At 39.5% G+C, this 14,951-nt stretch carries 14 protein-coding genes; 11 read left to right on the top strand and 3 right to left on the bottom strand.

The window, feature by feature from the left end:
- Positions 1–116 precede the first annotated feature (116 nt).
- The gene (locus QL989_RS03500) at positions 117–887 is read left to right on the top strand and encodes a transporter substrate-binding domain-containing protein (protein WP_290168261.1); all 771 of its coding nucleotides are present in this window, start codon (positions 117–119) and stop codon (positions 885–887) included.
- Positions 888–890: 3 nt separating this feature from the next.
- Here the strand turns inward: QL989_RS03500 and QL989_RS03495 are convergent, their stop codons facing one another.
- The gene (locus QL989_RS03495) at positions 891–1,700 is read right to left on the bottom strand and encodes a thioesterase family protein (protein ID WP_290168259.1); all 810 of its coding nucleotides are present in this window, start codon (positions 1,698–1,700) and stop codon (positions 891–893) included.
- A gap of 239 nt (positions 1,701–1,939) precedes the next feature.
- On the opposite strand from QL989_RS03495, the gene dnaK reads away from it, so the two are divergent.
- Both dnaK and dnaJ read left to right on the top strand, forming a co-directional pair.
- Positions 1,940–3,859, top strand: coding sequence for a molecular chaperone DnaK (dnaK, locus tag QL989_RS03490; RefSeq protein ID WP_138621414.1), 1,920 nt, complete (start codon positions 1,940–1,942; stop codon positions 3,857–3,859).
- Positions 3,860–4,074: 215 nt separating this feature from the next.
- On the top strand, positions 4,075–5,214 hold the full coding sequence (gene dnaJ, locus QL989_RS03485) for a molecular chaperone DnaJ (protein ID WP_198523788.1): 1,140 nt from the start codon (positions 4,075–4,077) through the stop codon (positions 5,212–5,214).
- A gap of 63 nt (positions 5,215–5,277) precedes the next feature.
- Here dnaJ and QL989_RS03480 read toward each other — a convergent pair whose 3' ends face one another.
- Both QL989_RS03480 and QL989_RS03475 read right to left on the bottom strand, forming a co-directional pair.
- Positions 5,278–6,408: an HlyD family secretion protein gene (locus tag QL989_RS03480; protein WP_198522685.1), complete on the bottom strand. Its 1,131-nt coding sequence runs from the start codon at positions 6,406–6,408 to the stop codon at positions 5,278–5,280.
- Positions 6,408–6,749 carry a DUF3302 domain-containing protein gene (locus QL989_RS03475; RefSeq protein ID WP_290168254.1) on the bottom strand — a complete coding sequence of 114 codons (342 nt, stop codon included), beginning with the start codon at positions 6,747–6,749 and terminating at the stop codon, positions 6,408–6,410. Before QL989_RS03475 ends, QL989_RS03480 begins: the two co-directional genes overlap by 1 nt.
- 407 nt (positions 6,750–7,156) lie before the next feature.
- On the opposite strand from QL989_RS03475, the gene ybaK reads away from it, so the two are divergent.
- The 8 genes from ybaK to QL989_RS03435 all read left to right on the top strand — a co-directional run bounded on the left by ybaK (position 7,157) and on the right by QL989_RS03435 (position 14,827).
- A complete protein-coding gene (ybaK, locus tag QL989_RS03470) occupies positions 7,157–7,618 on the top strand; it encodes a Cys-tRNA(Pro) deacylase (RefSeq protein WP_290168251.1) in 462 nt (153 codons plus the stop codon).
- A 149-nt stretch (positions 7,619–7,767) separates the two neighbouring features.
- A complete protein-coding gene (locus QL989_RS03465; protein ID WP_138607810.1) occupies positions 7,768–8,136 on the top strand; it encodes a response regulator in 369 nt (122 codons plus the stop codon).
- Between the two features lie 133 nt (positions 8,137–8,269).
- Positions 8,270–8,521, top strand: a complete 252-nt coding sequence (locus QL989_RS03460; RefSeq protein WP_010389011.1) for a hypothetical protein — start codon at positions 8,270–8,272, stop codon at positions 8,519–8,521.
- Between the two features lie 160 nt (positions 8,522–8,681).
- Positions 8,682–8,945, top strand: coding sequence for a hypothetical protein (locus QL989_RS03455; protein ID WP_010389010.1), 264 nt, complete (start codon positions 8,682–8,684; stop codon positions 8,943–8,945).
- Between the two features lie 173 nt (positions 8,946–9,118).
- On the top strand, positions 9,119–10,849 hold the full coding sequence (locus tag QL989_RS03450) for an ATP-binding protein (RefSeq protein ID WP_290168248.1): 1,731 nt from the start codon (positions 9,119–9,121) through the stop codon (positions 10,847–10,849).
- On the top strand, positions 10,842–12,209 hold the full coding sequence (locus tag QL989_RS03445) for a sigma-54 dependent transcriptional regulator (RefSeq protein ID WP_138607815.1): 1,368 nt from the start codon (positions 10,842–10,844) through the stop codon (positions 12,207–12,209). The genes QL989_RS03450 and QL989_RS03445 overlap by 8 nt, the downstream gene beginning before the upstream one ends.
- Before the next feature lie 174 nt (positions 12,210–12,383).
- Positions 12,384–13,340 carry a porin gene (locus tag QL989_RS03440; RefSeq protein ID WP_138607817.1) on the top strand — a complete coding sequence of 319 codons (957 nt, stop codon included), beginning with the start codon at positions 12,384–12,386 and terminating at the stop codon, positions 13,338–13,340.
- Between the two features lie 11 nt (positions 13,341–13,351).
- Positions 13,352–14,827, top strand: a complete 1,476-nt coding sequence (locus QL989_RS03435) for an SLC13 family permease (protein WP_290168245.1) — start codon at positions 13,352–13,354, stop codon at positions 14,825–14,827.
- Positions 14,828–14,951 lie beyond the last annotated feature (124 nt).

Raw genomic sequence — 14,951 nt, 5'->3', positions numbered from 1 at the left:
ATACAATAAAGTGTGCAATATTTGCGATTTAAATACAAATACTAAGGTAAAAATTACTTATTATTTATATTAAAAAAGTAGTGTATGACTTAAATTAATTTAACTGAGGGATGCAAGTGAAAGTCATTTTATTTTTTATGCTTTTTGGGCTAAGTTCTGCTGCATTAGCTTTTGCTAAAGACCAAGCGTCATCAACCATTCATGTAGCCGCTAATCCTACTATTTCACCCTACGTTATTAGCTATAACGATTCAGGCATTCAAATTGAAATTGTTAAGGCAGCGCTACGCGACCAAAAAATCAATGATATTAAAGTTCATTATATGGCAAATCAGCGTAGCGACAGCTCTTTGGTTCAGGGCAGTATAGACATTGCATTAAACTACACCGGCAATTTAATTGCGGGTGTTTATAAAAGTGAATCTGTTATTAACTATGAAAATGTGGTGGTAAGCCTTAAAAGGAAAAATTTTACAATTGATTCGGTGTACCAGCTTGCAACAAAAAGCGTACTTGCCTTTCAAAATGCACCTGTTTTTTTACCTCAGGAGTTTGGTAATAATTTGCATAGTTTAGGAGGATACGAAGAAGTACTTAATCAACAGGCGCAAATACATCATTTAATGGCAGGGTGGGTCGATACAATCATTATTGATAGGCGCATATTTTTTTACTATTTAAAAGAGTATCAAAAAAACCATACGACTCAAGATTATGTTATCCATACTATTTTCCCATTTTCTGAAATGCCTGCGTATTTTAACGATGATGGCCTCAGAAGCCGTTTTGACAAAGGCTTAGCTAACATAATTCAAAGCGGTGAATATCGCACCATAATGCTTAATTTAGATAAACAATATACCCAGCGCGACTTCACTCGTTTTTAATTGTTAATCAAATAAAGCCACGGTTTGGCGGGTGAGCGCAATAAGCTCGCCCGATTGCGACCAAATACAGCCATCTTCAAGTCCGTAGCCATCTTTTGAATGATGAGTGATTGCTTCAAAGCCTAACCATTCACCCGGCGCTAAGCTAGGCGCTTGCACAAATTCTAAATACCACGACATACTACTTGCCGGTGCTGGTTGTTTAAACATTTGCAGCAAGGTTGGCGGCCATGCGTCAGTAAGGGCAATAACATGGGCTTCTGTAATTACTTCTGGCGTATGTTTAAAGCGCATCCAACCACCTAAATGAGAGGTTTCAGCACTGCTAAACGGCATGGCTCCTTGTTGAGGGCATAAATCAACATGTTGGAAAAACTCTGGCATTTGCCCAGGTACAAATCCTAAACAGTGACGTTCGTTCACAGGGTGTAAGCTTAGCGACTTTGATACCGGTACATTAATTGATGAATTACGGTTTTTAGCAAAACAGGCCTGTACAATAACGCATACTGCATCATCTTGAATGGCTTTGGCGAGCACTTGGGTACTGCTTTTCCCTTCACGTAATATTTCTACCGACAAAGAAAATGGCTTTTCAGCCAATAATGGGCCGACAAAGTTTGTACTTAAAGAAAGCAGTCGTCTTGATGAATCAACGTTATTGCGCATTGCTTGATAAAGAAGCGCCGCAGAAAGTCCGCCAAAAGCGGTTCGACCTTGGCACCAATTAGCAGGGAACTGCATAGTATTGATTTCTTGATCTGTTTTCTGACTTACTTGAGAGGCGAGTTGTAATAATTGTTCAAAGTGCACAAATAATGTCCTTTTGATGTTATTTACTAAATTTATATCACACACAAACTCATCAGACCAGACAATAAAGGTCCTCTTAAATAACAAAAAATGAGCAATCCTTACTCTTTTTAGGGTTATTTAGTAAATAAATTAAAAAAAATGAATTTTTTTTCATTTTTACAGTTGAATTAAGTTTGTGGCATCCCTATTAACTAGTCATCGAACGTATTAACGAATTTAGAAGTTGGAGAAGATTCATGGGTAGAATTATTGGAATCGATTTAGGTACTACTAACTCTTGTGTTGCAGTACTTGATGGTGACAAAGCACGTGTTATTGAAAATGCGGAAGGCGATCGCACAACCCCGTCTATTATTGCTTACACGCAAGACGGTGAGACTTTAGTAGGTCAACCTGCAAAACGTCAGGCGGTAACTAACCCAACAAACACATTGTTCGCAATTAAGCGTTTAATTGGTCGTCGTTTTGAAGACGAAGAAGTACAACGTGATATCGGCATCATGCCTTTCAAAATTATCAAAGCTGATAATGGCGATGCATGGGTTGAAGCGGGCGGCGAAAAACGCGCTGCACCACAAATTTCTGCTGAAGTACTGAAAAAAATGAAGAAAACAGCTGAAGACTTCTTAGGTGAAGAAGTAACTGAAGCGGTAATCACAGTACCGGCATACTTTAACGATTCACAACGTCAAGCAACCAAAGATGCTGGCCGTATTGCGGGTCTTGAAGTTAAACGTATCATTAATGAGCCAACGGCTGCTGCACTTGCATACGGTATGGATAAAAACCGTGGCGAAAACGTAGTAGCGGTATATGACTTAGGTGGTGGTACTTTCGATTTATCAATTATTGAAATTGATGAAGTTGAAGGCGAGCACACATTTGAAGTTCTAGCGACTAACGGTGACACCCACTTAGGTGGTGAAGATTTCGATAACCGTGTTATCAACTACCTAGTAGCTGAATTTAAGAAAGATCAAGGTATCGATTTACAAACTGACCCACTTGCTATGCAACGTGTTAAAGAAGCAGCAGAGAAAGCAAAAATTGAGCTTTCATCAGCACAATCTACAGAAGTAAACCTTCCGTATGTAACCGCTGATGCGTCTGGTCCTAAGCATATGAACGTGAAATTAACACGTGCCAAGCTTGAGTCATTAGTTGAAGACTTAGTGACTAAGTCAATTGAACCGCTTAAGCGTGCACTTGCTGATGCAGACCTATCTGTGAACGATATCAACGATATCATTCTAGTGGGTGGTCAAACTCGTATGCCACTTGTTCAAAAAACAGTAGCAGAGTTCTTCGGTAAAGAGCCACGTAAAGACGTTAACCCTGATGAAGCAGTTGCAGTAGGTGCAGCGATTCAAGGTGGTGTACTTGCAGGCGACGTGAAAGACGTACTATTACTAGACGTATCACCATTATCTCTAGGTATTGAGACGATGGGTTCAGTAATGACGGCACTGATTGAGAAAAACACGACGATTCCTACTAAGAAATCGCAAACATTCTCAACAGCAGAAGATAACCAATCTGCGGTAACCATTCATGTGCTACAAGGTGAGCGTAAACGTTCAAGCGACAATAAATCTCTAGGTCAATTTAACCTAGAAGGTATTCGCCCAGCACAACGTGGTACACCACAAATCGAAGTAACATTCGATGTGGATGCGGATGGTATCTTACATGTATCGGCTAAAGATAAAGACACCGGTAAAGAGCAAAAAATCACCATTCAAGCGTCTTCAGGTTTAAGTGATGAAGAAGTTGAAAAAATGGTTCGCGATGCAGAAGCACATGCTGAAGACGATAAAAAGTTTGAAGAGTTAGTGGCTGCACGTAACCAAGCTGACGCACTTGTTCACGGTACACGTAAACAAATTGAAGAAGCGGGTGACGCACTACCAAGCGAAGATAAAGAAGCAATTGAAGCGGCTGTTGTTGACCTTGAAGGTGCTATTAAGAGCGACGACAAAGCAGAAATTGAAGCTAAAACACAAGCGCTTGCTGAAAAGTCTCAAAAACTAATGGAAATTGCCCAAGCTAAAGCACAACAAGCAGGTGGTGATGCCGGTGCAGAGCAACAACAGTCTGCTAAGCAAGACGACGATGTTGTTGATGCAGAGTTCGAAGAAGTTAAAGACGACAAGTAATTGTTACTAACGCTTCTCGCTAACCGAAAACACTATGACTACATTGTGTGTTTAAGTTAGGATGAACACCTGAGGCGCGTAGGCTAAAGCTTAACGCGCCTTTTGTATGTAAGAGATGTAAGTAAAGTGCTTTAAAAATTCAATGATAAATCGATATGATTTATCGGTTTGTCCAGCAGCTAGCGCTGCACATAGAAAAGAGTAGTGTGATAGATATGTCAAAACGCGATTATTACGAAGTCCTCGGCGTAAGCAAAGATGCGAGTGAGCGAGACATAAAAAAAGCGTATAAACGCTTAGCGATGAAATATCATCCAGATCGTACCGCCGGTGATAAAGACCTTGAAACCAAGTTTAAGGAAGTAAAGGAAGCCTACGAAATATTAACGGACGATCAAAAACGTCAAATGTATGACCAATACGGCCATGCAGCCTTCGAACAAGGTGGTGGCGGCGGTCACGGTGGCTTTGGCGGCGGCCAAGGTGATTTTGGTGATATTTTTGGTGATGTATTCGGTGATATTTTTGGAGGCGGCGGTGGCCGACGCCAATCTCGCCAGCAGCGTGGTTCAGATTTACGTTACAACATGGACTTAAGCTTAGAAGAAGCGGTTCGTGGTAAAGACGTTGAAATTAAAGTACCGACTTGGGTTAGTTGTGAGCCGTGTGATGGCAGCGGTGCCAAAGCGGGTTCTAAGCCAAAAACATGTACAACCTGTCACGGTGCAGGCCAAGTACAAATGCGCCAAGGCTTTTTTGCTGTACAACAAACTTGTCCAACATGTCATGGACAAGGTCAAATTATTTCAGATCCTTGTAACAAATGTCATGGCCAAGGCCGCGTAGAGAAAACCAAAACATTATCGGTAAAAATTCCAGCAGGTGTTGATACAGGTGACCGTATTCGTTTATCTGGCGAAGGTGAAGCTGGTATGCATGGCGCACCAGCAGGTGATTTATATGTGCAAGTGTCGGTTCGTGAACATAAGATATTTGTTCGTGAAGCGAACAATTTATACTGTGAAGTGCCTATTAGCTTTACTACAGCAGGCCTTGGCGGTGAAATTGAAGTACCAACATTAGATGGCCGTGCAAAACTTAAAATACCGTCAGAAACACAAACGGGAAAAATGTTCCGTATGCGTGGCAAAGGTGTTAAGTCTGTACGCAGTGGTGCTCAAGGTGACTTAATTTGTAAAGTGGTGATTGAGACACCAGTGAACCTTAACGAGCGTCAACGTGAGTTGCTAACTGAACTTGAAGAAAGCATGGGCAAAGATAGCTCAAAGAACCGTCCAAAAGAACAAGGCTTTTTTGATGGTGTTAAAAAGTTTTTTGATGACCTAACTAAGTAATTATTAATCTATTAAATAAAAATGGCGCCAATAGGCGTCATTTTTTTTAATATAAAAGTTAGTTTAATGATCTAAGAACAGGTAATTTTGCCAGCTTTTCATTCTGATCAATACCTTACGCATTACCGAAACATGCTCAAAGTGGTCAGAATAAACAGCGATTTCAGCACTGGTGCCTTTAGGTAAGTCATATTCACTCATATCATCGATTAGCTTTAATACAACAACAACTTGACCATTACGATTAAAATTTTTGCTACTCATTAATGTACCTTGTGCTTGCACTTGACCTTCAGCCATGGCCGGTAATACAGAGACTATTTCTCCGGCAAAGGCTTTTCCTGGAATAGCCTTAAAAATAAAGTCAGCTTTATAGCCTGGCTTTAAACGCAATGCTGAGTTTTGACGAAATAAAGCAACAAACTGAGCTTCTTCATCGTGCACAAACGACATTACAGGACGAAGTGGCATAGGAACAGCCATCATACCAGGGCGTAAGGTTAATTGGGTTACATAACCATCAGTAGGTGCATAAATATTGGTACTATCAAGGTTAAATTGCGCCTGTTCAAGGCGTGCTTCAGCTTGAGCGACAATGGTTTGCTTACCATTTACCTCTGATTCAAATGCAATACGTTGGCGATCTTCTTCAGCTTGCGAAGCTTCGTAGGTTGCTTTTGCCGCGTAATATACCCCCTTCATATTATCAACACTGCCTTTAGAGTAAGCGCCTTTTTTCGCCCCCTCCTGATAGCGATCAAACTCAAGCTTACTGCGAAAGTATTCAGCTTTTGCTCTTAGAGTGCTTGCTTGGGCTGATTTGAATGATGCTTCTAAACCTTTGGCTACTTGAATAGCATCTTGCAACTGTGCTGTGGCCTCATTTACTTTTGCTTGATAAGGTGTGTCGTTAATGCTGAATAGCAAATCGCCAGCTTTCACTTTTTCATTAGGTTTTACTGTAATATCTGTCACAATACCGCGAACATTAGGAATGATAGGAGTCGTTATATATACATTGCGTGCAATATTTGCATGTGGGTGGTTATAATTCATCACTAAAATAAGCGTGCCGATTAAGAGTACGCCACCTAAAATTGCCGTAGGAACCGTCCATTTTGTTAGTGGTATATTAAAAATTCTAAATATCGCAATACATAGCGCGGTGTAGGTTAGTATTAATAGTAAATCCATTATGCACTCTTATTGTTTGTATCGTTTAGTTGTTTCTGTAGGCTCTCAACTGTTGCTGTTAATTGCGTTACTTGTGCGGCAAGCTCATCATGTTCTTGCTGTAAATGATTAAAGCCCCAACCACGATCGTCACGCCATAGAGTTGCCCAAATCCACAAAAAAGGCCAAATAACGTGAAGTGTAAATAGACTAACCCACCCAGCGTAATGAATTGCATCTAGGTGTGGGTGATTACGTTTTTTAGCTATCTCGTAGGGAATATCATGCAATGCAATAATTCCGTAAAATAAAAAAATACCAACAAATACTAGTATTCCTAAGGCAAAGTAATCTAAAAACATTCAGTGTCCTTTTTTGTTATTTTACAATTAAGACGGATATGGCAAGGTTTTAACGGCAATCTTAATTATATATACCATTTACATTAGGTTTGATTTTTGTAAAAGTAAAGGTTGTTAATTATTTAATAGGTTTGTGTAGGTTTAGAATCGGTTTACTCAAAAAATGCTTACAGGATATGATTATTTTGAGTGCCAGTGCTTGGAGTTTCTTTTGTCAGAATAAATTATTCATCTAATAACTATATCATTAGTTTTCAAGTGAATAATAAAATCATATGGGAAAACTTGAGTATTTATTTAAAAAAAAGCTGTGGCAGAAGTGTTCTTCATTTTTAACTTTCACATAATGTCTTGAAATGTAGTTTTAGTAGAAGTTTGTATGAAATGATTAACCAATGGAGGTGAGTATGACGCCAGCTATTCAAATGCTTAAAAGCTCTAACGTTTCATTTACTACTTTAAGCTATGAGCACGATGTAAACAACACTAATTACGGCCTTGAAGCAGTTGAAAAGCTAAATCTTAATAGCGCTCAAGTATTTAAAACATTGGTGTTAGAAACCTCAGAACAACAACTAATTGTTGCTGTGACGCCAGTTACTCAGCAGATTAATTTGAAGCGATTGGCTAGGCTCTGCGCAGTTAAAAAAGTAATGCTGGCAGAGCCGCAAAAAGTACAGGCAAGTACAGGGTATATTTTAGGAGGCGTTAGCCCTCTTGGACAAAAAAAGCGCTTAAAAACCTACATACACTCAAGCGCATTAGACTTTGATACTATTTATGTGAGTGCCGGTAAACGAGGGCTTGAAATTACACTCAATCCAGCATGCTTAGCTGGGCTTATTCAAGCTTCGTTTGGTAATTTTTAAATGCTCTATTATCAAACTTGCATTGTGTAAATAAAACTGATTATTTGCTTCAATAGCTATAGTTAACTAATTTAGATACTACCTATAACAGTTTTTGTTAATTCAGTTTGATAAAAATTTGTTTGCACCTACTTTGGTTAATCATTCGTATGAGAATATTAGTTGTTGATGACATGCCATTAATGCGCCATGTGCTCATTAATATGTTGAGGCAGTTAGATTATAAAGACATTGTTGAAGCAACCGACGGTCAGCAAGCATTAACTATACTGCAAAATCAACTCATAGATTTGGTTATAACAGATTTACATATGCCAAAAATGGATGGTCTAAACTTACTTGATGCGATTAGAAACGATACTGAGCATGCTCAGCTTCCCGTACTTATGGTGACCTGTGAAGACAATTCTGAGACCGTAAAAAAGATAATTAATGCAAAGGTATCAGGGTTTATTATAAAGCCCTTTTGTATGAATGTACTGTCGGCTCAATTAATACGTTTAGCTAATAAAGTTTAATAACACAATATTTTTTAACATAATTACCTAATCAATAATAACTCTGATCAGTAATGCTTACTCCCATCAATTTCTCTTCTATCATGTGATAGCATATACGCCTTAGTAATCGTAAAATAACCATTGAGGTAGTATGGCTAAGCCCAATAAAAAAGGGCCTACAAAAACGGTCGATATATTTTGTTCTGCGTGCAAAGCGCCTTTATTTAAATATCGTAAAGGGGGCAAAGGGGCGTTGGTAAAATGTTTTATAGAACGAATAACCCAAGATCACACCCATACTGAATGTGTATGCCCTGGCTGTGAGCGGCCTTTTGCCCGCCCAGCGACCATAAGAGGGACTGCAGCTTATAAAATGATAGGTGGTAAAGTCACTTTTAAATAAAGTAGCTATTTAACCCAAATTATCAAGAGGCGGACATAAGCCCTTGTTTGCTTTTTTTTCACTGGTAAACTTCGCTGGTTTTGCTGTTTCAATGATTGAAAAAAACCCTCCCCATGGATTGGGCCAGTCAGTTGGGTTTTAAATGGAAAAGGATAGACGTGTGATTGCACTTTTATTTGATATTGTTGGTATGAGTGGCACTTTTTTAGTGGTTGGTTCGTTTTTTTTACTGCAACTAAATAAAGTATCGCCAAAAAGTTTGACGTATAATTTAATGAATCTAAGCGGCGCTATTTTGTTGCTTATCAGTCTTTGTTATAACTTTAACTTAGCGAGCTTTGTGATTGAAATATTTTGGATTGCAGCCTCATTAATTGGTTTGTATAAGTACTTTAAAGACAAACCAGCGCTTGCAAAAGCGTAGACTAAGCTAAAACAGCATCCCTTTTGCAGGGAATTGAACCGTGAAATATTTTTTGTTTCACGGTTTTTTAGTTTCAGTACACTTGTTAACAAAAAGTTTCTTCTGCAAAGGCCTATAAATCGATACAATAGTGGCTATTAGTTATTATTAGCACCTTGGTGTTACAGGCGTTTATGTTCTCCATTCCTAAAAAAATTATTTTTGCTTGTATTCTGTTAGTGCTGTTGTTGGTGGTTACATTTTCATTTGGCCGCGCTTATGATTTAGGCCAAGCTAAAATTCAAGCTGACCAACAGGTCATTCAATTAAATAATTATATTGATAATGAACTCGCGCGCTTTGCAGCTATTCCTCAGCTCCTCACAGAAAATAATTTATTGATTCGTTTTACTAATAATGAATCACAACACTTTAATGCTATTAATAATTACTTGGCTGATATTCAACAAGCCAGCGGTGCCTCAGATGTATACATACTAGATCCCCTTGGCGACGTTATTGCAAGTAGCAACTGGCAAACCGACTATACGTTTTTAGGGAGCAACTTTGCATTTAGACCTTATTTTAAACAGGCTTTTGCTGGAGAAAAGGTCGCTTACTTTGCCCTCGGACAGCGCTCGAAAGAGCGCGGAATATACTTTTCTCAGGCTATTTACCAAGATGGCAAAGCCATTGGCGTTGTGGCACTAAAAATTAATGTCGCTAAATTTGAAAACGATCGTTCGTTATTAAATACTTCAAAAGGCAGTCATTTTTATTTGCAGCTTGCGGATAAAATTATTGCTATGTCAGATGAGCCAGCATGGCGTTTAAACACGTTTACAGAGCTTGATATTACTACACGTCGCGATATTAAACAGCGCCGTGCTTACTTAGATCATCAACCGTTACAAATAAAGCAGCAGCGCTACAAAAGTCAGGGCATTGAGCAATTTAAAATTGCTAAAGATGAATATGTTGCCGCTTCAAGACCACTGACACACCTAAATGCAACGATGACGGTATTGGTTGATATTTCAAGCGTAAATGCATTACAGGTGCCCAGATTGTTATGGCTGGTGTTGTTTTATTGGGTATTTATTTTTGTCGGATACAGCTTATTGGCACGCTTTGCCGGATATAAAAAATTACTGTACTCGCGTCACAGTTTAGAACTTGAAGTATTAGAGCGCACTCAAGCGCTTGAAAAAGCGCAAACTGCACTAGTACAGTCGGCAAAATTAGCCACAATAGGGCAACTAAGTGCGGGTATTAATCATGAAATTAACCAGCCACTGAGCGCCATGAACACTTATTTGGCAAGCGCTAAAATTTTCCTCAAAAAAGGGAAACTTAATGCATTAAGTGAAAATTTAATTATTATTGAGAATTTGGTAGAGCGGGTACATAAAATAGTGGCGCAGCTTAAACACTTTAGTAAGCCGGCGACAATGCAATTGCGACCACATCCACTGTCGGCGTTATTAAACAATGCGTTGATGATCACCCACCCGCAACTTAAACAAGACGATGTTAACGTCAGTGCTCCGCAGTTTTCGCAAGAGATCACGGTGTGGGTTGATGCATTAAAATTTGAACAAGTACTGGTTAATGTGATCACCAATGCGTCACAAGCAATGAAAGGTGAGCCTAAACGAGAGCTTAGTTTCGATGTTGAGTGTTTTGAGGAGCGCGTTAAGCTTTCTATTTTAGATAGTGGTCCAGGTATTGAACACCATGTGCTGGGATCTATTTTTGAACCCTTTTACAGTACCAAGTCAAGTAATGGTTTAGGGCTGGGCTTATCAATATCAAAGCAAATTATTGATTCATTTAATGGTTACTTAACGGCGCACAATCGTCCTCAAGGCGGTGCACAGTTTATTATTAGTTTATCAAGCATAGAGGCCCCAAAAAATGATTGAAGCCGTTGTTTGTAAGCAAGTGGTTGTTATTGATGATGAGGCGATGATCCGTGATTCGTTAAATCAGCTTTTAACCCTCGAAGGGTATGAGGTGCAGTGCTTTAGTGATGCGAGTATTGCTTTAAGCCGTTTAAGTCGCAACTTTTATGGCGTTGTCCTCAGTGATATAAATATGCCGACTATGGATGGTTTAACTTTTATTGAGCAGGTAAAAGCATTCGACAGTGAGCTTCCGGTAATATTTTTAACAGGTTATGCCGATGTGTCTGTGGCGGTAAAAGCGATGCAATTAGGCGCGTATGATTTATTTGAAAAACCCCTGAACGAAAATTTATTAGATTGCATTGCCAGAGCTTTAGACAAACGTGCTTTAGTTATGGAAAACAGAGCTCTGAAGCGTGCAGTTGAAAAGACCTCCGCACCCGGTGTGCGTATTTTAGGCGAGACCCTTAAAATGCAGCACATGATGAACTTACTCAATACAGTGATTGATACACCTGCAGATGTATTAATTGAAGGTGAAACTGGTACAGGTAAAGAATTGGTTGCCCGTTATTTACACGATCATAGTAACCGTTCCAGCTGTCAGTTTGTGGCTATTAACTGTGGTGCGGTGCCTGAGCAATTAATAGAAAGCGAATTGTTTGGTGCTGTTAGTGGTGCATATACTGGCGCAACACAAGATCGCAAAGGCAAGTTTGAGTTTGCGCAAGGCGGCACCGTTTTTTTAGATGAAATTGAAAGCACTCCCTTGTCACTACAAGTTAAATTACTTCGGGTGCTTGAAGAGCGAAAAGTTACCCCCGTGGGTGCAAATAAAGCCATCGAGCTTGATATTCGTATTGTCGCGGCCACCAAGGTCGATTTACTTTCGTTGGTAGAAAAAGGTGAGTTTAGAGCCGATTTATATTATCGATTGAGTTTAGTTAAAGTCAGTATTCCCGCATTAAGAGACAGAAAAGCCGATATTCCTTTGTTGTTTAAGCATTTTAGCTCTATTGCGGCCACTCGTTTTCATAAACCTTTGGGTGCGCTTAATATTGAGTTACAACAGCGCCTACTTGCGCACGACTGGCCAGGTAATGTTCGTGAATTAAGAAATCAGGCTGAACGAGCGGTATTACTTGGCCCCGATCTGGCTTTTGCACAGAGTGACTCAAGCAGTAGTGGCTCGTCGTTATCATTGGATTTAAGCCTTGTAGAAAAGGTCAGCTTTTATGAGCAGTCTTTAATTGAAGAAGCCTTAGAACTTAATCATGGCAGTATTAAAGACACCATGGCAACGTTGCAAATCGCGCGCAAAACCCTCTACGATAAAATGAGTAAATATAACCTTAATCGAGATATGTTTACCGATTAGTGGGTGGAAATGGTGATAGTAGGTATTTAAAGTGTGTGGAAATCCGCACATTTTAAAGCTTTTTATCATGGTTTTATTTTTTAAGTCACTGAAATTTATTGTTATTATCTAGTTGGTCATGTTCTTGCTCTACAGTTGTAGACAACAAGTAACATCACATAATTAGGATACATAATGAAAAATAATCTATTCCAAGGTTCAGTACTTGCTGCGTTATGCAGTGCTGCCACACTACCTGTAACAGCGTTTGCTGCAGATTACACTGTGTATGGTAAAGCCGAAGTACAAATTGCCAACACCGATACTGGCATTATGCGTTACGCAGATGAAGGCACACAAATAGATGCCCCTTTTTCGCGTATTGGTATTAAAGGTGACCATAAATTAAATGAATATTTTACTGCCGTATTTAAATACGAGGTTCAAGTAAAAGGCTTTGAACATGATGATACCAATGAGCCTTTTGCAGCACGTAATACTTACCTTGGCCTAAAAGGTGCGTTTGGTGAAGTAGTCGTAGGGCGAAATGACACGCGTTTTAAATACTCTGAAGGTAAACTCGATAACTTTAACGAAACCCAAGCTGATATTTCACAAGTTATTGCCGGACAAGATCGCTTAGGCGATACCATTACCTATACCTCTAAGTACTGGCACAATGCACAGTTTTCATTTACCTATGCGCCAAAAGATGACAACAAAGACAATGAAGCGGGATTTGCTGCAACCCTTATTTATGGTGATCGTAGTTTAAATAAAACTCCTTACTCTATTTCAATAAGCCATGTTGACTCGCTTAATAACATTAAAGCAAGTCGTATCGCAGGCGTGTATAAATTTGAAAAACTACAATTAGGTGCGTTATACCAGCACTCAGAATCAATTGATGGTAGTAAATCAGGGAATGGTTACGTGTTAAGTGCAAGCTACAAGCTCGACAAATGGGTACCTAAAGTTCAATTTGCAAAAGATGATTCAAAGCTACGTCAAGCATCAGACGCAACTCAGTGGACTACTGGTGTAGACTACATTTTTGACAAGCAAACTACCGCTTACCTTTTATATACTGACCTCGACCTAGAAGAAAATGCTGATAACAGTGTTGCACTTGGTCTTAAATATAAATTTTAAAGGCTGTTAAAATGACAAAACGTATTTTAGAAAATAACGCCAATAAAAAGCCGTTTATGCAATGGCTGTTATTGTTACTTGGTCCGTGTGTAATGTTATTGACCTGCTTAGTTGAGCCGCCAGTAGGAATGTCGGCTGCTGCATTTAAAACTGCAGGCTTAGCATTTTGGATGGCGTCGTGGTGGGTAAGTGAAGTTGTGCCCATTCCTGCTACTGCATTACTTCCGTTAGTGATTTCACCTATAGTAGATATAGCGGCTATAAAAAGTGTTGCAGCTCCTTATGCGCATCCGCTGATCTTTTTATTTTTAGGCGGTTTTTTAATCTCAATTGCTATGGAACGTTGGGGATTACACAAACGAATTGCATTAAGAACTATGCTTTATGCCGGTAAAAAACCAAGCTTACAAATTTTAGCCATGATGTTAGTGACTGCATTTTTATCAATGTGGATGTCTAATACCGCTACCGCAGTAATGATGTTGCCTATTGCCTTATCTATCACTCATTTAGTTAAAAGCTCAGATCCTAGCAATGAGGGGTTTGGTAAAGCACTTTTACTATCTATTGCTTATGGCGCGAGTATTGGTGGTATTGCTACTTTAATTGGTACTCCTCCAAATGCATTAATGGCTGCGTACCTATCAGATAGCTACCAGATTGAAATTGGCTTTGCCCAGTGGATGATAGTTGGTGTGCCATTAGCACTTGGCATGTTAATCATCAGCTGGATTTGGCTAACTAAATTTACCTACAAGGTTGATGCGAATGTGCAAGCAAACAAGCGAATTGACACTAAAGCGGTATTTTCTTCGCAGCTAAAAGACCTAGGACTCATGCAACGTGCTGAAAAGGGCGTGTTGTTTGTGTTTATGTTTGCGGCTATTTGTTGGATATTTAGACCATTACTAGGTGATGTGACCGGCCTTAAAATTTCAGATACGGGTATTGCAATTGCAGCCGCATTATTATTATTTGTACTACCTGCAAATAAAGGCAGTGATGAGCGAATTTTAGATTGGGAAAGTGCAGCTAAAGTACCTTGGGGTGTGTTGCTTTTATTTGGGGGGGGCTTGACACTAGCCTCGCAAATTAAATCATCAGGATTAGCCGATTACATTGCCAACATGATTGAGGGTGCCAGTGCAATTCCTTTAGTTATGAGCATTCTTGTGGTGGTGGCACTCATTACTTTCTTAACGGAAATTACCAGTAATACGGCAACAGCCGCAGGCTTTTTACCATTATTGGGGCCTGTTGCTGAGTCTGTAACTGGCAGCCCGTTAGTGTGGGTTATTCCAGCTGCGATTGCGTGTAGTTGTGCGTTTATGATGCCAGTAGCCACACCACCCAATGCGATTGTGTTTGGCTCGGGTGAAATTAAAATGAAAGACATGATCCGTGCTGGCTTTGTGTTAAATATTGTCGCTATAGTTTTAATTACCTTAGTAACAATGACCATAGCAGCCCAGGTTTTTGGCTTTTAATAACCCACTTTAATCAACTAACAAAACAGATAACCGATGCACATAAAAGCTGTGCATCGGTATGAGTTCCAACCAACCTTATGAGTGTTTTTGCAACGCTTTTCATTATGTTGCAAAACCACTC

The sequence above is a fragment of the Pseudoalteromonas sp. APC 3224 genome (genome assembly GCF_030407535.1).
In the GTDB taxonomy this organism is placed as follows: domain Bacteria; phylum Pseudomonadota; class Gammaproteobacteria; order Enterobacterales; family Alteromonadaceae; genus Pseudoalteromonas.
The sequence above is the reverse complement of the archived record's forward strand: the minus strand, read 5'-3'. Positions and strand labels throughout refer to the sequence as shown.